The sequence below is a fragment of the Streptococcus sp. 11273D007BT genome (assembly GCF_053547195.1).
The window spans coordinates 1,559,346-1,578,823 of sequence record NZ_JBPWPE010000001.1; the positions used below are offsets into that span (position 1 = coordinate 1,559,346).

A 19,478-nucleotide genomic window follows, 5' to 3' on the forward strand; every position below is an offset into this window, starting at 1 on the left:
CACTTTTAAAATGGTAAGGAGACAAATGTTACATTGTACAAAAAAAGATGATGAGCACAGCTAACTTCAGATTGACCTCACTAAAGTGGTACAAAATCTCAAATAATCCTTTACAGGAAAACTAAGACACCAATTTAGCAATCTTCCCTCTTAGTAAAGAAGAAATTGACAAATGACCTCGAAATAACTAAAAGTTAATGACCGCTTTAGACGACCGACTTCACTAAAAGACTGCTTGAACTTTCCCATCAATCGTGTTAAGCTAGTATTATCTAAATTTTATCATCAAAAGGTAGTAGCCAAGTCTGTGCTACCTTTTTATATTTTATGGAGGATACAATGCCATCAAAAGACACTGTCTCAAAAAATACCACCTTATCCATCGTTGCTACTGCTCTCCTTGGTTTTGCTGGTATCTTATCTGAAACAAGTATGAACGTCACCTTTCCAACCTTGCAAAAAGTCTTTGATCTCCCTTTATCAAGTTTGCAATGGATTACGACTGTCTATCTCTTAGCTGTTGCTATTTCCATGACCATCAGTGCTACTTTGCAACAAAATGTCAAAGAGAAAACCATTTTAAATCTTGCCCTAGTCCTTTTTACCTCAGGAACTGTCTTAGCCTTTATCACCAATTTCTTTCCGATGATGATTACAGGACGTGTGCTACAAGGGCTCGGAACAGGAATTGGGATGACACTTATGTTTAATTTAATTCTGGAGCGTGTGCCTCAAAATAAAATTGGAACTTACATGGGAATTGGAGGACTGATTATGAGTCTTGCGCCCGCATTTGGTCCAACTTATGGCGGCTTTATGATTGCACACCTTCCTTGGCAATGGATTTTCATTTTTATTCTACCTGTTCCAATCATCTGCTTTATTCTCAATCAGATCTATATGGAAAATAGCCCAAAAACTCACAAGCGTCCTTTTGATCTATTAGCTTTTAGCTTATTAGCCATTTCACTCACAAGCTCTCTTCTTGCCATCACCAGCTTAGAAGAAGGACATCCCAATTGGACCTACTTCCTCTTATTTTTACTCACTCTAAGTGCCTTTATCAGACGGAGTTTAAAAACGAAAACACCGTTTCTTGATATTCGCGTACTGAAAGTCCCTACGGTTTGGCTTGGCTTAATCCCTTTTTTCATCTATCAATTTTCAAATCTAGGTTCTAACTTCATTATTCCAAACTTCTTAATTGAAGTAAAGGGAGCTAGTTCCACCTTGGCAGGATTTGCCCTACTTCCTGGAACACTTCTAGGAGCACTTCTAGCACCTTTCTTTGGTAAATTTTATGATCGTAAAGGCCCAAAACCATCTCTTTATATTGGTAATACCCTCTTTGCTCTGGCTTTGTTTATCATGGCGAGTATGACCTCATCGTTAACTGTCTTTAGTTTAGCACTCTCTTACATCGTTTTTACTTTTGGACGTAACATGGCCTTTAACAATACTTTGGCAGTATCTGTTTCCCAACTCCCACAAGATAAAAAAGCAGATGCTTCAGCGATTTTCCAGATGATGCAACAATTTGCTGGGGCACTTGGAACAGCTATCTCTTCTGTTTTAGTCAATACCAGCTCCACACTAACCCAAGGCGTACAAGCTGTCTTTGCTTTGCAACTCGTCCTTGTTCTTGCAATCTATTTCTTCTTCTTTAACTTATTTAAACAATTAAAATAAGAGGAAAATTCTGTAAACCCTTTCAACAAGGGTTTTTCTTTTTGCGTAATTATGATATAATATAGAACGTTGAAAAGGAGAAAATCATGTTTAATACAGAATTTGGAATCATGATCTATGTTGAAGATGTAGAAAAAGAAAAGGAATTTTGGAAAAGTCTTGGTTTTGTCATTTCAAATGAACAAACTATCTTAGACTATCCATCGTTTGACATGAAAATTAACCCTGAGTCAAACTGTAAATTTACAGTCTATTCTCTTGAATTTATCCGTACTTATTCACCAGAAGTTGCTGAAAACCAACCAAGTTTACTCTTCACCAGTACAGATATCGAAACACTCTACGAAAAAGTGAAACAGATTAGCCCTTATGTCAGTGAGCTCAATGAATTACCTTTCAAAAACTTTAATTTCTCATCTGCAACTGGACAATATTATGCTGTAAGAGAAGCTTAAAAATAGAAACTAAGCATCATTTTTATGACTTAAAATCCCCATTTTCTATTAGAAAATGGGGATTTTGATTTATACAGTTAATTGAAATAGGGATAGGACAAAAGATCCTCAAGAAAAGTATCGCAATTGGCAATACTTTTCTGAGGTGTTTTTTGATATGAGCTCATGTTTTCTCAATAGGATTATACTCAGGTGAGTATGGAGGAAGTGGTAAAAGTTTATGCCCATACTCTTCACATAAGTGCTCTAGCCTACTCATTCTATGAAATCTTGCATTATCCATAATAATAACTGATGGTGTGTTTAATGTTGGCAGCAGAAATTTCTGAAACCTGGCTTCAAAAAAGTCGCTCGTCATTGTCTCTTCATAAACCATTGGAGCGATTATTTCACCATTTATCAGCCCTACAACCAAAGAAATCCTCTGATTTTTATAGGAGCTCGGAACAGGAAGGATATCATCTATGGACGCCATTACGGGAAAATATGACAGGAGCTAAGCAGTACAATAATTGGAGAGTGATGGCTATGAGAAGAACCATTGAAACACGTTTTTTCTGGTCTGAGCTGTCTATTTGATATCGAACACACATTAGCGAGGGGGCTAACGGGACTACAGTTACGACTTGAGCAAATCGTACTTGCACACAATTTACGATATTTGAAATTAACTAGCACCACGGGTAGCTAAATATAATTTTTAATAAAGTAATTTAATAACAATAATATAGATAAAAGGGAGAGAATGAATGCTGAGCTTATCACAAGACTAACGCTCATATAATTCAGCAATAAACTTAAAGCATATAAAATTAATAATCCACTTATCCTAGAGATTGTTGACTTGAGAGATATTAATGAAGATATTGTTTTCGTTGACACCTGTTTATTAAAATATATATTTAGAACAAATTGAATTATATAAAATATAAAGACATATAAAATATAGGCTATAAGATAAACTATGGGCAAGTTTAATAAGAAAAATAAAGGCAAGGCAATAACTAATAAGAGTAATAATCGATAGTTAACTAACTTTTGTAGTTTGTCTGTATGTATAGAATAGGATAGAATACTGATTATTTGAAAAAGAAAATAGAAAGCTGTGAAATATTGTTTATCAATACCTTTTTCCAATAAAAAGGATTGCCACAATTGAAAATGTGCTTGAAAAAATAACTGTGTTAATAAGTCAAAAACAATAATAACTCTAAGAATACTATTTTCTTTTAGCTCTTTAAAACTTATAGAAATTTGTCTCTTAAAAGTATCTATATTTATTTTTTCTTTATAGTAATCTCTATCTTCTTGGAAGAAAAAGCCAATATCAAAAATAGATAAACAAACTAATATTATAGCAATAATATATATTTTTATACCTATTATAAAATATAGAATACCACCTATACCGCTACCAATAATCATAGATGTAAATTGAATTTTATTATCTTTAGAAATAAAAGATTCAATAAGTCTATCATTAGATGAACGTTTCAATTTATTTATTAAATAGGAATCCAAAGTACCGCTTTCAAATGCTGCTGCAACCCCATATATAAACCAAGCTAAATATAAAAAATAGAAGTTGGAAGATATAAGGACAATAAGAAACATAATTATTAATAAAACTCTTGATGATAAGTATAAATACTTTCTTGACCAATTGTCTGATAGCATACCACTTGGAAATTCACACAATATAATTGCTAGACTGTATGCAGACTGTATTATTAATATTTGAGAAATTGATAGTCCTTTTTCTAGTAATAAGACTGTAAGTATTGAATGAGGTAGTGTATAGGCAACTGTAACTAAGAAAGTTGCAAATAGATAATGAAAAATTTGTTTTTTAATCATCTAGTGTACCACCACATATACTACAGTTAGGGTCTTTGGTATTAGGTAGGACATACTTTTCAAAGGAGTTACTATTAATACCCACTCGAGCATTAAGGGATTTTATACTATCATTATTACCTGCAAAATATTGAATAATATCCGATAGCGCTAAATCACATGCTAGTGAATTATTAATAATACTTGATGGTGAAGCATATTGTTTATTCAACTGTGCCATTGTTTTATCATTAGAGTTAATCTCACCGTTGATTGAAAATGTTCCATAACAGAAAGGACAGGAAGTTTTGTGGGGAATAACAAAAGGACCGATTACAGCAATATCGTTTAAATAACCAATATTTACAAATGGAACATTATTGGTAAGAAAGTATTTTGATGATATTGAAACAGCAGTATCGTCATCTCCAGATAATATCCCAAACATTGAATTAGTATCTTTGCCCTCAAGAATATTATTGATATTATTAGTATTTATAAACTCTGTATATACTTCAATATCAAGATCAGGATTACGTAATTTTAGTGCATCAGCAATTACTTCTGACTTGTATTTTCCGATATCGTTTATCGTAAATAGAAATTGTCTATTTAAGTTGCTTCTCTCAATTTTATCACCGTCAATAAGAACTAATTTGTTAGGAGAGTAGACCGATAAAGCATAACTCATAAAGTTTCCAATGCCACCACAACCAATGACGACAAAGGTTGTTTCTTTAAATTTAGTTAGAACATCTTGAACGTTATTTATCATTAGGTCCAAATAAAGTCCGTTTTTAAATTCCATAGTGTCTTCTTTTTGGAAAACAGCTCCACTAGTAGTGATTAATTTATTAGCTACTAATTTTTTAAAAAATGACTTATCAATATTATTACTGTCCAACCAGTTTAAGATTTCATCTTCATCTTTTTCTGTAAGTAGAAATTCTAGAATCTTTAGTGATAAATTGAATTCATCATCATTAACTGTATATTGTCTACTGCCAATACCGATTAAGTTTTCATTAGATTTTAGTGTAGTAGCGGTTAAGCTTGTTTTGTATTTCATAAATTAATCCTTCCCATTTATAATAAAAAAATCTATTTAACTATATCAAGAGATATAGCCAAATAGATTAAACTGATTAACCAAGTGTGGTTAGTTCCGGACTGTCCCTTTCATATTGGGTACCTCCTTCATATTTTTAGATAATTATACACCGCATGGAAAATAATGTCAATTCAAAAAATTCTGAATTTTATTTTTTGTGATTTGTTTCTTATTTTCATATTGGTTTGTTGTGTATAAAGTACCCGTTGTGCTAGTTAATTCTAGCCAAAACAAAAAACTTTGCGTATCATAAGCTCAAAACAAGCACGAAATGAGGAAACGATATGCAAAGCCAAGTCCATTATCTCGCAACTCCCAATCAAACACAAGTTATTTTTTCCAAAATTTTGACCAAAGTTATCACTTTGTATAAGCGCTTTGTCCCTGATAAGGTTAGAGATCGCCGAAATGTCCACTTACAAAAGCAATCTGATGTGGTTATTATTGCTAGCTATCTCTGGACAATTCAAGAAGGTTGTCGTACTGCTAGTAACATTTATAATTAATTGAAATAGGGATAGGACAAAAGTGCCTCAAAAAAGTATTGCAATTTGGCAATACTTTTTTGAGGTGCTTTTGATATGAGCCTATGTTTTCTCAATAGGATTGTACTCAGGAGAGTAGGGGGAGAGAGGTAAAAGTTTATACCCATACTCTTCACATAAGAGTTCTAACTTACTCATTCTATGGAATCTTGCATTATCCATAATAATAACTGATGGTGTGCCTAATGTTGGTAGCAGAAATTTCTAAAACCAAGCTTCAAAAACTCGCTCGTTATTGTCTCTTCATAAATCATTGGAGCGATTATTTCACCATTTATCAGCCCTGCAACAAAATAAATCCTCTGATACCTTTTATCAATTGACCTCTTAATGAGCGACCATATTCTCGATAAAAATAAGTATCGAATCCTGTTTCATCAATATAAACAGGTGTTAAGTGCTTTAAACTGTTAAAATTATTAAGAAATAACGCTACTTTTTCTGGATCTGGTTCATAGTAAGTGCTGTTCTTTTTTTGAGTATATCCCGCTTTGAGAGCATAGTGAATGGTAGTTGGATGACAGTCAAATTCAGAAGCTATTTCAGTCAAATAATCATCTGGATGAGCCATAAGATAGTTTTTGAGGCTATCTCTATCAACTTTCCTAGGTTTTGTTCCTTTTACTTTATGGTTTAGCTTCCTTGTTTTCTCTTTTAGTTTTAACCAGCCATAAATGGTGTTGCGTGAGATTTGGAAAACATCTGATGCTTCTGTGATACTACCTGTTCGCTTACAATAGGCGAGAACTTTTTTCCGAAAATCTAATGAATATGCCACAAGAAGATTATATCATGTACTATTTGTATTTCATTTTACTATACAATGCCTTCCAAGAGACCTTTTACAAAATCTTCAGAATTAAACTCTCCAATATCATCGATTTTTTCTCCAAAACCAATAAATTTAACAGGGATGTCCAACTCTTCACGAATAGCCAAAACAACGCCACCACGCGCTGTCCCATCAATCTTAGTCAATACAAGACCAGTTAGAGGGGTTATCTTAGAAAACTCTTTAGCTTGTACCAAGGCATTTTGACCAGTCGAGGCATCTAAAGCAAGAAGGGTCTCGTGGGGAGCATCAGGCAGTACTCGCTTAATAATACGTCCAATTTTTTCAAGCTCTGCCATCAAGTGATCTTTATTTTGCAGACGTCCAGCTGTATCAATCAGCAAAATATCGACACCCTCTGCAACAGCTTTTTCCATCCCATCAAAGACAACTGAAGCAGGGTCTGCTTTTTCAGGACCAGTTACAACTGGAACATCAACGCGACGTCCCCACTCCACTAACTGTGCCACTGCACCAGCACGGAAAGTATCTGCTGCAACCAACATCACTTTTTTTCCAGCCGTTTTATACTTATGCGCTAATTTTCCGATAGAAGTCGTTTTACCAACACCATTAACACCTACAAAAAGCATGACCGTCAAATCATCTTGAAAATTGATCTTCTCATTATCAAAACCATCTTTTTCATATAAATCAACCAATTTTTCAATAATGACACGACGCAACTCTTCTGGTTTTTTAGCATTTTCTAATTTTGCTTCATAGCGTAATTCCTCTGTCAAATTTGTGGCAACTGTCACACCCACATCTGATAAAATAAGCATCTCTTCAAGCTCTTCAAAAAAGTCCTCATCTACTCGACGGAAATTAGCTAAGAAAGCATTGAGACGTGCTCCAAACCCTGTTCGCGTCTTTTTAAGACTACGATTGTATTTTTCACTTTCTGTTTCAAGAGCAGGAACTTCTTGTTCTTCTTGTGGTTTTGTTTCTTCTGGTTTAACATAAGTTCCCTCAGCAATAGCTTTTTCAATTTCAGCACGCTTGGCATAGTACTCAGCCATAAAATCTTTAGCTGCTTGATTGGTTTCTATTTTTTCCTCTGCTAAATCTTCGTTCACCACCGTGTCATCAGATGTGACCTGTGTCGCATCAACCCTTGTAGCCTCTTCTCCAAATAAATCATTAAATAATCCCATGCTCTTCTCCTAAAATGAATTTTTCAACTGCCCAAGCTAAACCTGAGTCATTATTTGTATGAGGTGTCACCACATCTGCTTTTTCTTTTAATGCTGGAACACCATTTTTCATCGCAACCCCTAAACCTGCCCATTCAATCATGGTCAAGTCATTTTCCTCATCACCAATAGCTAGTACCTCTTTGGGACTAATCTCAAGATGCTGACAGAGGTGAGCTAAGCCCGCTGCCTTGTGAACCCCTTTAGGCATAAACTCTAAAACAATGTCACGTGATTTAAAGACCTCCACGTGCTGCCCTAACAAATCTTGTAAAACAGGAAGTTTTTCATCCAAAACCCTAGCATCATAAGCTGATAAAACCTTATTTAACACAATATCTTTTGGCAAATCTTCGATGCGATCTAGTTTATGAAAAACGAGATGGGGATTAACCGCTTGATAAAGTGAATGAAGCCCATCTGGATTATACTCATAAACATGAGCATCACTTAAAATATCAAGAGGTAAACCCATAGCCCCTGCTGTTTCAACAATTCGTCTAGCCTCTAAATAAGACATCTCTTTTTTATCTAAAATCTCACCCTGATTATTTTGAACTAGACCACCATTAAAAGTAATAGAGTAGGAGTCTTTTGTCATCAAATCAAGCTCCTCAAGAAGGTATTCAATAGCTTTTAAAGGACGCCCTGTGGTCACCACAACATGAACTCCTTTTTCTCTTGCTTTTTGCAAAGCCTGCTGGTTCCTTCGAGTAACTTCTTTTTGATCTGTAAAAAGAGTGCCGTCTAAATCCATGGCAATTAACTTAATAGACATCATCTACCAATCCTTCCATATAGGATAATACCGCTCCAGTGTGAGCGTGACCAATCTCAATATCAGCTATTTTTTTTATGGCTTCTCTAGCGTTTTCTGGAGCCACAGCATAGCCAGCCATGCCCATCATCTCTAAATCGTTAAGGTTATCCCCAAAAGCAACAACATTTTCTAGTCCTATGCCTAATCCTTGACAAAGATGCTCCAAACCAACACCCTTGTGAACATCTTTTAAAATGATATCCACTGATTCAAAACCTGTGGTCACAGCCGTAGCATAAGGCACAGCTTGATTCAACCAAGCCACCCCTGCTTCCATCTCTTCTGGAGAAATATTGGTAGTCACTTTAAAAATATCGTCCGTCACCTCTGAAAAAGAGCTAACCAGTTGAATATTTTCATAATATTGAGCCATAAAGGCACGATAACTGGGACTGGTCTCCTCAAGCATATAGGCGCCATCTTTTCCAGACAAGAGCAAGTCCGTCCCTTTTGCATAAGGACTATTTTTAATCACATCCGTCAAATCTAGATACTGCTCTGTGGTCATTTTAGCTTCAAAAAGTATCTCACCTTGATAAGTGACAACACTTCCATTTTCAGCCACTAAAGCAATCTGTTCCAAATACTCTTTAAACAACTCTTCTAAGGCTAAAAGAGGACGTCCACTAGCCACTGCAAAAATGATATTTTCCTGAGCTAATTTAGGCAATAAAGTCGTCAAACGGGTACGATCAAATTGACCATTTTCATCCAAAAATGTTCCATCCATGTCTGTTGCAAGTAACTTAATCTCTTGGGCCATACTAACTCTCCTATTTATCATACTCTTATTTTATCAAAATTTTAAAAAATCTTCTCGATTATCCCTCATTTCCCCTCTTTTTAACTGTTATCATATTTCGATCACTTCTAAAAAAAGTAAAGACTTCTTATCATTATCAAGTCCATTTTTAGTGCAATCTTTTTGAAGGATTAAAAAATAGCCAAAGACCTACTTCTTAAAGGGCATAACGGAGCCTTGCTAAGAAGCATGATTGTCTTAGGCTATTTGTATCATCATTTTTAGGTGGCTACATCTTTCAATTTGACTGAAACTAATTTAGACACCCCTGATTCTTGCATGGTAACACCATAAATACTATCTGCTGCCGCCATGGTCCCTTTGCGATGGGTCACGACAATAAACTGACTAGACTTATCAAAGCGATTGAGATAATCTCCAAAACGCTTCACATTGGCCTCATCTAAAGCTGCCTCAACCTCATCTAAGATGACAAAAGGAATGGTTTTGACCTTGATGATGGCAAAAAGAAGGGCCAAAGCAGAGAGTGCTTTCTCTCCTCCACTCATGAGATTCAGTGACTGAATTTTCTTGCCTGGTGGTTGAACTGATATCTCTACTCCCGCTGAGAGAAGATCTGAGCTCGTCAAAATCAAATCTGCAGCCCCACCTCCAAACATACTTCTAAAAGTCTGCTTAAAATTATCACGAATGGCCTCAAAGGTGGTGGTAAAGCGTTCCTTAACCTCAGCATCCATGTCTGAAATAGTATCTAGTAACATGGTCTTAGCCTGAACAAGATCCGATTTTTGACTGCTAAGAAAACTCAAACGTTGGCTAACTTCCTCAGATTGCTCAACAGCCTCTAAATTGATAGGACCCAAATCTTTAATGGAGCGCTCCAAATCAATCAAACGTTGTTTGGCAACGCTACTATTTTCAACAAACTGGGCAGCCTGCTTAGCTTCATCATATGATTTTTGATAATCAGTAATTAAGCGATGCCCTAACTGTTGCAACTGGCTAATGCTACCCTTTAATTCCGTTTCCAAAGCTGCTTGATTACGGATAAAGGAGTCATTTTTTTGACCTAGACTGGTTAGCTTCTCCTCAATTTCTTCCAGCTGAGCTTCTGTATCCTCTAACTCAAACTGCAACTTAATAGTATCTTGTTGTAGGCGATCAGCTTGAGCTTTAAAATGCCTTATCTTTTCCTCTAAATCAGGTAAATTTTCAGAAGATAGCTGATGACTGGCTTCCAGAAAAGCCTCTAGCTCTTGAATCTTGGACACCACCTGCTCCAAATCTAACTTTAGTCTAGAGAAATTGGCTGATTCAAATTTTAAGGTATTCGCTAATTCTCGCTCACTCAGCTGTCGCTCATTTAATAATTGACTGACATCTGAAAGCTCTTTTGTTAGACTTTCCTTATTTTCTTTAAGCTGATGCATCTCTTTTTGAAGTTCTTCTTTTTGTTTTTGGATATTTTCCAAGTCTTGATGCAACTGTGCTTTTTGCTCCAGTAATCCTTTCTCTCTTAAGTGATTATCTTTTGGAACTAACTTTGAAAAAGCCAATTCTAAATCAGACAAACGCTCCGACAACTGCTGATACTGTAGCTCCTCTTTTTGCTCTAATAGCCTAGCTTGATCTCCTGCTTGTTTTAGATTTTCCAATCCTTGACGAGCTCCATCTAACGTTTGCTTGAGACTAGCTACCTCTTGCTCCAAGCCTAATAGATCTATTGATAAGGCCGTGATGTCTTGTTTTAATTGATCAAGTTCTGGTTTAATAAAAGTTGGATTTTGTTGTCTCCTACTTCCGCCAGAAAAAACACCACCTGGTCGAATCTCACTGCCATCTAGGGTCACTATCCTCACTTGATAGCGCAATTCACGCGCCGCTTGATTGGCTTGGTCAATAGTTTGAAAAATAGCCGTTGTCCCTAGTAAATTTTTGAAAATCGCCGACAAAGCAGCATCGTAGGTTACTAACTCACTTGCTAAACCAATAAAACCTGAAAGACGCGATAACTGATTAATAACCTCATCTGATAAGTAACGTGGCTTAATGGTTGTTAATGGTAAAAAAGTGGCTCTTCCCTGACGACTTTTTTGTAAAAATTGAATCGAACGTTTCGCAGCAGACTCGTCTTCAACGATAATATGTTGACTACTAGCCCCCAACGCAATCTCTAAGGCTGTCTGATAAGATGGCGCAAAACTAAGATGCTCACTAACCGCTCCTATAATGCCATCTAACTCATGACTCGCCTTTAGTACAGCCCTGACACCCGCATAAAATTGACTATGGCTTTTTTGGATCTGTTTTAAACTTTCTTGCCTTGCTTCTTTGTGTTTAATCTGATCCATCTGATGAAACATCTGAGCTTGTTTTTCTTTATAAACTTCCTCTAGTCTTAACACCTCTTGTGACTTGTTTTGATAGTCTTCGAGCAAATCTTCAACTTGTTGTTTTGCAGACTGGTAACTCTTCAAGGCAACTTGAGTTTGTTGAGTTAAACTTAAGATTTCTGAATTTAACTTTTCAGTTTCTGCTGATTGAGTGTTTTGAGTTTCTTGATAGCTTTTAAGATCTGTCTCCACTTGTGTCAAAAGGGTTTTCTGATCAGCCTCTGTTTGCATCAAATCGACAAATTCATCTCTTAGCTGCTCTAAAACCTGATCAGGATTTTGATCAAAACGTGCCAACTTTTGTTTAAGACTTTGAATATCTTTCTCAACTTCTTTAAGTTGGGCCTCCACTTGCTCAATCGTTGCTTGCTTTTCTGTTAATTCTTGATCAAGCTGGTTTTTATCCTCTTTCAAAACCTCTAACTCTTTTAAGGCGTCAGCTCTTTTTTCTTCAGTTTGACTTGATTCAAGTGCCAATAAAGCAGCTTCTTTGTCTAACTCGCTCATTATTTTAGTAGTATCCTGCCATTCTTCTTGACAGGTTTTGATTTGCTCCACTAAATCTTGTCGGCCTTTTTTTAAAAGATGATAGTCCTGATCTAACTCGGCTTTCTCCGCATAATAAGCATCCAGCACTTCTTGAGCATCTTTGAGTTCCGAATCAAGTTTAGCCTGCTTTTGTTTCTGGTCTTCTATTTGATAAATCAGCAAATCTAAATCGAGTTGTTTTCTCTCTTTTTCTAAAATTAAAAATTGTTTTGCTGTTTCTGCTTGTTGTTTAAGCGGCTTTAATTGAAGATCCAATTCATAAATAATATCTTCTAGACGATCCAAGTTATCTTGAGTCTGATTAAGTTTTGATTCTGTTTCTTTTTTACGTGTCTTATATTTTAAAACACCAGCCGCTTCTTCAAAAATTGCTCGTCTTTCCTCAGGCTTACTGTTAAAAATCGATTCCACACGACCTTGAGAAATGATAGAAAAAGAATCACGACCTAAACCAGTGTCCATAAACAACTCATGAATATCTCGCAACCGAACCTTTTTCCCATCAATCAAATAATCACTATCACCATTTCGATAAATGTGACGTTCTATTCGGATTAAATCCGAGGCTTGTTTGATAAAATGATCAGAATTATCTAAGGTAACGGCAACACTTGCAAAGTTAAGAGCTTTTCGTCCTTGAGTTCCTGCAAAAATAACGTCAGGCATCTTGCCACCTCGAAGACTCTTTGCACTCGATTCTCCCAAAGCCCATCTTAAACTCTCTGTAATATTACTTTTTCCTGAACCATTGGGTCCAACAACAGCCGTAACCCCTTGATCAAAGTCAATTAAGGTCTTATCTGCAAATGATTTGAAACCTTGCATTTCAATTGATTTTAAGTACATTTTACCCTCTTGTTAAAATCTCCAAAGCGGCCTTAGCTGCTGCTTGTTCAGCTGATTTTTTTGACTTTCCACTTCCTTGTGCGACCTCTTGTCCATCAACCACAACTTTTACTTCAAACAATTTAGCATGTGCAGGACCAATTTCACGAAAAACTTGATAGGAAATCTTAACTTCTCCTTCTATCTGCAAATACTCTTGAAGTTTGGTCTTATAATCTGTGACGCGCTGATAATTTCCAGCTTCAACCTCTGGTATCATCACTTGATAAAGAAAATCTTTCACAACCTCAACACCTTGATCCAGTAAAACGGCACCCAAAAAGGCTTCAAATAAATCACCTAGGATCGTTGCGCGTTGTCTCCCACCTGACTTTTCCTCACCTTTTCCAAGTTTGATAAACTGATCAAATCCGCATGAAATAGAAAATCCTGCCAAGCTCTCTTCACGAACAATCATCGAGCGCATTTTTGAGAGATCACCCTCAGCTTTTTTAGGGTAGGCTGCAAAAAGATACTGAGAGATAATCAGTTGCAGAACAGCGTCTCCTAAAAATTCCAGACGCTCATTATGTGAAATATTTAGGAGGCGGTGTTCATTAGCATAACTCGTATGGGTAAAGGCTGTCTCAAGTAAAGAGAGATCTTTAAATACGATGCCAAAATCTTGCTTTAGTTTTTGAATTAAAAGTTGCATGACTATCCTTTCTAATTAACATCATAAATCATCTTACCATTATATCAAAATTCATACTAGCTGACTATAGAGAAAAGTAGAGGCTACACGCCATACGCCATACGCATGAAGAAAGTGCATATAACTGTTTTCTAGATACACGCATTTTTTCAAAAATACTTTTATGATATTTACATAATTACTTTGATTTATCCACTTTTTCATCTACATTATAATAAAATTTCATGATAAAAAGATAACTTTTTCTGAAAAACGTTATCTGAAAACGAAATTTTCTTCATGCATTTTCGTGGTAGAGGCTACTATCTGTTTTAACAATAAAAAATGCTTGAAAGACTCTTCCAAGCATTTTACTTTACCATTAAATAAGACTAAGAGGAGTTGCACTATCAGGGGAAGTATCATAAACCTGAAAATCTTTTCCCACAGCAAAATCAGCTTGTAAGAGGTTATTTTCCATGGTCATATGGGCTAACTCCTTAATGTTATTTTCTTTACTAAGGTGTCCAAGATAAATTTTTTTGGTTTTATTGCCAATAGTGCGTATCATAGTTCCTGCACCGTCTTCATTTGATAAGTGTCCTTTATCTGATAAGATACGTTGCTTTAATTTCCAAGGGTACATCCCTGAACGTAGGATTTCAACATCATGATTGGATTCAATGAGATAAGCATCTGCATTTTCAATAATCCCAGCCATTCTGTCACTCACATATCCTGTATCCGTTAGCATCACAAAACTTTTATCATCTTTCATGAAACGATAAAATTGGGGATCCACAGCATCATGGCTAACTCCAAAACTTTCAATATCCACATCACCAAAAGTTAAGACCTTCCCTCGTTCAAAAATATGCTTTTGCTCAACTGCAATTTTCCCCAACATATTTTGTTCATCCATCACTTGCCAAGTTTTTTCATTAGCATAGATATCTAAGTGATATTTACGCGCTAGCACCCCTACACCATGGATGTGGTCTTTGTGCTCATGGGTTACCAAGATGGCATCTAAATCTTTAGGGTCTCGCCCAATTTCTGCCAAAAGACTGGTGATCTTTTTACCAGACAAACCTGCATCTACTAAAATCCGCTTTTTAGGAGTCTCCAAATAAAAGGAATTACCTGTTGATCCTGATGCTAAAATACTATACTTAAATCCGCTTGTTGTCATTTACTCCTCTTCTTCATCCCAATTATCTACAGCGACACTTTCTTTATCATATGGCAGGACTATGGTAAAGGTAGAGCCTTTTCCGTACTCGCTCTTTGCCCAAATAAAGCCTCTATGTTGTTTAATAATTTCCTTAGCGATAGCCAGTCCTAAACCAGTCCCTCCTTGAGCACGACTTCTTGCCTTATCCACACGGTAAAAGCGATCAAAAATTAGAGGTAGGTCTTTTTTAGGAATCCCTAAGCCCTCATCGGCTATAGAAATAATCAGCTGAGTATCGGTTGTCTTCATTCCAACAGTTATTTTACCACCATCTGGAGAATACTTGATAGCATTGTTTAAGATATTATCTAAAACTTGGGTCATCTTATCATTATCAATCTCAATCCAAATGGGTGAAATAGGATACTCTCGAACGATATCATAGTGCTTACCTTCAATTGTTTGCTGACTTTTAATCTGATCAAAACGATTCAACACATAAGTCATAAAGGCAGTAAAATTCGTTAATTCGACATCAAGCTGACTATTATCATTATCAATACGTGATAAGCTTAGTAAATCTGATATCATTCGCATCATGCGGTTGGTCTCATCAAGAGACACACGAATAAAGCTAGGTGCCACCGCCTCCGTCAAAGCACCGTCATCTAGAGCTTCTAAGTAGGATTTAACAGATGTCAATGGCGTTCGAAGTTCATGACTGACGTTTGAGACAAATAGCCTGCGCTCACGCTCTTCTTTTTCTTGTTCAGTTGTATCATGTAAAACCGCAACTAAACCTGAAATAAAACCACTTTCCCGTTTGATAAGAGCAAAATTGATGCGTAAGCTAATCCATTCTCCAAACTCATTTTGACGTGTCAAGGTCACCTCAGGTGTCTTTGATAACAGTTCATGATAGGTATAATCTGACGTCTCACCAAGAATATCCAAAACATTCAATTCCAAAGCTTGATCCTTATCAAGTCCTAATTGACTCTGTGCCATAGCATTGATCATTATAATTTTTCCACGACGATCTGTAGCTAACACACCATCGCTCATATAAGCTAAAATGCTAGAGAGACGATTCTTTTCCTGCGCCAAATTTTCATGCGTCATGCGAAAGACATCTGATAAATCATTGATACTAGAAGACAAGTCAACTAAACTAGAAGAGCCTTTTAACGTCAAGACATCCGAATAATCCCCTGAAATTAAAGCCGTCACTTTCTGGTTCAACTGTTTTAATTGTTGATTAAACTTATAGCTTAGAATCAAAAGATAAATAAAGTAAAATAAAAAGAGAAATAAGAGAACAAGGAACCAAAAATTCCAATTAAAAATAATACGTTTGATAAACTCAATCATAAGACTTCATGAAATACCCTACACCACGACGCGTGAAAATATATTCCGGACGACTCGGTGTATCTTCAATCTTTTCACGCAAACGACGAATCGTAACATCAACTGTTCGAACATCCCCAAAATAGTCATATCCCCAAACCGTCTCAAGCAAATGCTCGCGCGTCATCACTTGCCCCATATGTGTAGCTAAATGATGCAACAACTCAAACTCGCGATGAGTAAGCTCTACTTCTTCACCATGTTTTTTGGCAATAAAGGCATCTGGAACAATCTCAAGGTTTCCGACAACAAGATTATTACTTTCTTTAGCACCTGCCTCTTCTTGAATTTGTGCGCCGAGATTATCTGTTCGGCGAAGATGGGCTTTAACACGCGCCTGCAACTCACGATTAGAAAAAGGTTTGGTGACATAGTCGTCTGCACCAATCTCAAGTCCAATAACCTTATCAAACTCACTATCTTTAGCTGACAGCATAATAATAGGCACATGGCTTGTTTTACGAATTTCCTTTGCCACTTCTAAACCATCAATTTCCGGCAACATCAAATCCAGAATAATCAAATCAGGCTTTTCTGCTTCAAACTGCTCTAAAGCTTCTTTTCCATCAAAGGCTGTAAAAACATCATAGCCCTCTTTAGAGAGATTGAACTTAATAATATCTGAAATTGGTTTTTCGTCATCAACGACCAATATTTTTTTCATATTTTTTCTCACTTATTCTTTTTATAAAATTATATCAAATTTTAGCAAAAGTTGGAAATTCTAGCTTTTTTCAGACACCTCAAACACTTACAAGTGCAGAATTTTCTGACAAATTTGACATTTTTTTAAGTTTGTGATAAGCTATTAAGTACATGTTAGAAAAGCTAACAAAGAATTATTGATTCAGTCCTATAGACTCAATCACCAAGGAGGATAAAATGGCACTTATTGAATATAAAAATGTCGAAAAATACTATGGTGACTACCATGCACTCAGAAACATCAATCTTGAGATTGAAAAAGGACAAGTGGTTGTTTTACTAGGTCCTTCCGGATCAGGAAAATCTACTCTCATTCGCACCATGAATGCCCTAGAATCTATTGAAACAGGAAGCTTAAAAGTAAATGGGCATGAGCTAGCTAATGCTTCAGCTAAGGAACTAGTTGCCCTTCGTAAAGAAGTCGGAATGGTCTTTCAACATTTCAATCTTTATCCACATAAGACCGTTTTGGAAAATGTAACCCTAGCTCCTATCAAAGTACTTGGTATGGATCCTAAGGAAGCCAATGCTATTGCTGAAAAGTACCTTACCTACGTTAATATGTGGGATCGTAAAGATTCTTACCCAGGCATGTTATCTGGTGGACAAAAACAACGTGTCGCTATCGCACGTGGTCTTGCGATGAAGCCTGAACTTCTTCTTTTCGATGAACCAACCTCAGCTCTTGACCCAGAGACTATTGGAGATGTCCTTACTGTTATGCAAAAACTGGCAAAAGGTGGAATGAACATGGTTGTTGTGACACATGAAATGGGATTTGCCCGTGAGGTTGCTGATCGCATTATCTTTATGGCAGACGGGGAGATTTTAGAAGATACAACTGATATTGAAGGCTTCTTCAACCATCCAAAAGAGCCTCGCGCTCAACAATTCCTAAGCAAAATTATTAACCACACTAGTGATAAAGTGAAAGAAGATTAGGAGGGCAACGATGAAGAAAAACTCTTTTTTCCTTAAGCTCCTTGCGATTGCAGTAGCTTTTATAGTCTTCACCCTTTCTTTTTCAACAGTTAGTGCAGACAGCTTGCCAAGTCAAGTTCAAAAGATTAAAGAATCTGGTGTGCTACGTGTAGGGGTTAAACAAGATGTTCCAAACTTCGGCTACCTTAACTCTGAGACTAATCAGTATGAAGGAATGGAAGTTGATATTGCACGAAAAATTGCTAAAGCTATTGGTGTAAAAATCCAATTTACTCCTGTAACTGCTCAGACTCGTGAACCCTTGATGGATAACGGACAGGTAGATATTATCATTGCAACTTTTACGATCACACCTGAGCGTCAAGAATCTTATAATTTCTCAACCCCTTATTACTATGACCAAATTGGTTTCCTAGTTAATAAGGATTCAGGAATTTCATCAAGTAAAGACCTAGATGGTAAAACTATAGGTGTCGCACAAGGATCAACCACTAAAGCCAACCTCAAGCTTTATGCAGAAGAACAAGGGATTTCCTTTAAATTTGCTGAACTGGGGTCTTATCCTGAGTTAGCTATTTCACTTTATGCTAACCGTATTCAAGCCTTTTCCGTGGACAAATCCATCTTGTCAGGTTATGTCAGCAGCAAAACTAAAATCTTAGACGAAGGTTTCAACACACAAGAATATGGTATTGCAACCAAAAAATCCAACACAGAGGTTATTCAATACATCAACACCCTCATTGAGAAATGGTCAGATGATGGTAGTCTAGAAAAAATCCAAGCTAAATATGGACTAAAATCCGCTGAGCCAACGGAATAAAAATAGGAGGTAATATGACTTTTTTAACTGTTGCAGGACCTTTTGCACTGTCTCGTTGGGTTGAATTTTTTCAAAACTTTGGAGAATTCGCAAAAGGATTCCTTTATACCTTAGGGTTATCTATTGGGGCATTAGCACTTGCCATGATACTTGGTATCGTGTTTGCCGCTATGTCTTCAAGTAAAAATAAATTCTTACAGATTTTATCACGCATCTATGTTGAATTTTTCCAAAATACACCACTTTTGGTACAATTTGTCTTTGTTTATTATGGTTTAGCCATTTTATCAGATGGTGCTATCATGATTTCAGCTTTCTTTACAGGTGTTATTTGTGTCGGACTTTACCATGGTGCTTATATCGCTGAGGTCTTCCGTTCAGGAATTGAGGCTGTTCCAAAAGGACAAACAGAAGCTGCTTTGTCACAGGGCTTCACCTATGCAGATACCATGCGCCTCATTATTATCCCTCAAGCTGTTCGAACAATTCTCCCACCACTGACCAATCAAGTGGTTAATTTGATAAAAAATACCGCAACGGTCGCTATTATTTCTGGTGCTGATATTATGTTTGTCGCTAAAACATGGTCCTTTGATACCACAAACTACGTTCCAGCATTTGCAGGCGCTGCTATTCTTTACTTCATTATGTGCTTCCCACTTGCTACGTGGGCACGTCGTAAAGAAGAAGCCAATAAAAAAGCCTATAGCTTATAA

At 36.4% G+C, this 19,478-nt stretch carries 15 protein-coding genes and 4 pseudogenes; 7 read left to right on the forward strand and 12 right to left on the reverse strand.

Annotation, left to right across the window (positions count from 1 at the left end):
* Positions 1 to 339 precede the first annotated feature (339 nt).
* Positions 340 to 1,689, forward strand: a complete 1,350-nt coding sequence (locus ACEE75_RS07945; RefSeq protein ID WP_447574739.1) for an MFS transporter — start codon at positions 340 to 342, stop codon at positions 1,687 to 1,689.
* Positions 1,690 to 1,775: 86 nt separating this feature from the next.
* Entirely contained in the window at positions 1,776 to 2,144 is a 369-nt protein-coding gene (locus ACEE75_RS07950; protein WP_354368676.1) for a glyoxalase, read from the forward strand.
* Positions 2,145 to 2,221: 77 nt separating this feature from the next.
* Here the strand turns inward: ACEE75_RS07950 and ACEE75_RS07955 are convergent.
* Positions 2,222 to 2,586, reverse strand: a pseudogene (locus ACEE75_RS07955) (transposase); the annotation flags it as partial.
* Between the two features lie 5 nt (positions 2,587 to 2,591).
* On the opposite strand from ACEE75_RS07955, the pseudogene ACEE75_RS07960 reads away from it, so the two are divergent.
* A pseudogene (locus tag ACEE75_RS07960) lies at positions 2,592 to 2,835 on the forward strand (IS982 family transposase); the annotation flags it as partial.
* On the opposite strand, the gene ACEE75_RS07965 reads toward ACEE75_RS07960, so the two are convergent.
* Together ACEE75_RS07965 and ACEE75_RS07970 are read right to left on the reverse strand one after the other, a co-directional pair.
* Positions 2,832 to 4,001: an MFS transporter gene (locus ACEE75_RS07965; RefSeq protein WP_447574741.1), complete on the reverse strand. Its 1,170-nt coding sequence runs from the start codon at positions 3,999 to 4,001 to the stop codon at positions 2,832 to 2,834. The pseudogene ACEE75_RS07960 and the gene ACEE75_RS07965 sit on opposite strands and share 4 nt — an antisense overlap.
* A complete protein-coding gene (locus ACEE75_RS07970; protein ID WP_447574742.1) occupies positions 3,994 to 5,049 on the reverse strand; it encodes a ThiF family adenylyltransferase in 1,056 nt (351 codons plus the stop codon). Before ACEE75_RS07970 ends, ACEE75_RS07965 begins: the two co-directional genes overlap by 8 nt.
* A gap of 326 nt (positions 5,050 to 5,375) precedes the next feature.
* Between ACEE75_RS07970 and ACEE75_RS07975 the strand changes: the two are divergent.
* Positions 5,376 to 5,591: pseudogene (locus ACEE75_RS07975) on the forward strand (IS982 family transposase); the annotation flags it as partial.
* On the opposite strand, the pseudogene ACEE75_RS07980 reads toward ACEE75_RS07975, so the two are convergent.
* From ACEE75_RS07980 to yycF, 9 genes and pseudogenes are all read right to left on the reverse strand, one after another.
* Positions 5,578 to 6,414: pseudogene (locus tag ACEE75_RS07980) on the reverse strand (IS630 transposase-related protein). The pseudogenes ACEE75_RS07975 and ACEE75_RS07980 sit on opposite strands and share 14 nt — an antisense overlap.
* Before the next feature lie 38 nt (positions 6,415 to 6,452).
* Positions 6,453 to 7,625, reverse strand: a complete 1,173-nt coding sequence (gene ftsY, locus ACEE75_RS07985; protein WP_449173620.1) for a signal recognition particle-docking protein FtsY — start codon at positions 7,623 to 7,625, stop codon at positions 6,453 to 6,455.
* On the reverse strand, positions 7,612 to 8,445 hold the full coding sequence (locus ACEE75_RS07990) for a Cof-type HAD-IIB family hydrolase (RefSeq protein WP_447574744.1): 834 nt from the start codon (positions 8,443 to 8,445) through the stop codon (positions 7,612 to 7,614). Before ACEE75_RS07990 ends, ftsY begins: the two co-directional genes overlap by 14 nt.
* Positions 8,432 to 9,247, reverse strand: coding sequence for a Cof-type HAD-IIB family hydrolase (locus ACEE75_RS07995; protein ID WP_447574746.1), 816 nt, complete (start codon positions 9,245 to 9,247; stop codon positions 8,432 to 8,434). The genes ACEE75_RS07990 and ACEE75_RS07995 overlap by 14 nt, the downstream gene beginning before the upstream one ends.
* Positions 9,248 to 9,507: 260 nt before the next feature.
* Entirely contained in the window at positions 9,508 to 13,035 is a 3,528-nt protein-coding gene (gene smc, locus ACEE75_RS08000; protein ID WP_449173621.1) for a chromosome segregation protein SMC, read from the reverse strand.
* A gap of 1 nt (position 13,036) precedes the next feature.
* Positions 13,037 to 13,729: a ribonuclease III gene (gene rnc, locus ACEE75_RS08005; RefSeq protein WP_354368668.1), complete on the reverse strand. Its 693-nt coding sequence runs from the start codon at positions 13,727 to 13,729 to the stop codon at positions 13,037 to 13,039.
* A gap of 361 nt (positions 13,730 to 14,090) precedes the next feature.
* Complete coding sequence (locus ACEE75_RS08010) at positions 14,091 to 14,900, reverse strand: MBL fold metallo-hydrolase (protein WP_354369886.1); 810 nt, start codon at positions 14,898 to 14,900, stop codon at positions 14,091 to 14,093.
* Positions 14,901 to 16,253, reverse strand: a complete 1,353-nt coding sequence (vicK, locus tag ACEE75_RS08015) for a cell wall metabolism sensor histidine kinase VicK (protein WP_447574750.1) — start codon at positions 16,251 to 16,253, stop codon at positions 14,901 to 14,903.
* On the reverse strand, positions 16,246 to 16,956 hold the full coding sequence (gene yycF, locus ACEE75_RS08020; RefSeq protein WP_447574752.1) for a response regulator YycF: 711 nt from the start codon (positions 16,954 to 16,956) through the stop codon (positions 16,246 to 16,248). The genes vicK and yycF overlap by 8 nt, the downstream gene beginning before the upstream one ends.
* Positions 16,957 to 17,174: 218 nt before the next feature.
* On the opposite strand from yycF, the gene ACEE75_RS08025 reads away from it, so the two are divergent.
* Genes ACEE75_RS08025 through ACEE75_RS08035 form a run of 3 tightly spaced genes read left to right on the forward strand, consistent with a single transcriptional unit; the run spans position 17,175 to position 19,478 of the window.
* The gene (locus ACEE75_RS08025) at positions 17,175 to 17,939 is read left to right on the forward strand and encodes an amino acid ABC transporter ATP-binding protein (protein ID WP_447574754.1); all 765 of its coding nucleotides are present in this window, start codon (positions 17,175 to 17,177) and stop codon (positions 17,937 to 17,939) included.
* A 10-nt stretch (positions 17,940 to 17,949) separates the two neighbouring features.
* Complete coding sequence (locus ACEE75_RS08030) at positions 17,950 to 18,762, forward strand: transporter substrate-binding domain-containing protein (protein WP_447574756.1); 813 nt, start codon at positions 17,950 to 17,952, stop codon at positions 18,760 to 18,762.
* Positions 18,763 to 18,776: 14 nt separating this feature from the next.
* Positions 18,777 to 19,478, forward strand: a complete 702-nt coding sequence (locus tag ACEE75_RS08035) for an amino acid ABC transporter permease (protein WP_447574758.1) — start codon at positions 18,777 to 18,779, stop codon at positions 19,476 to 19,478.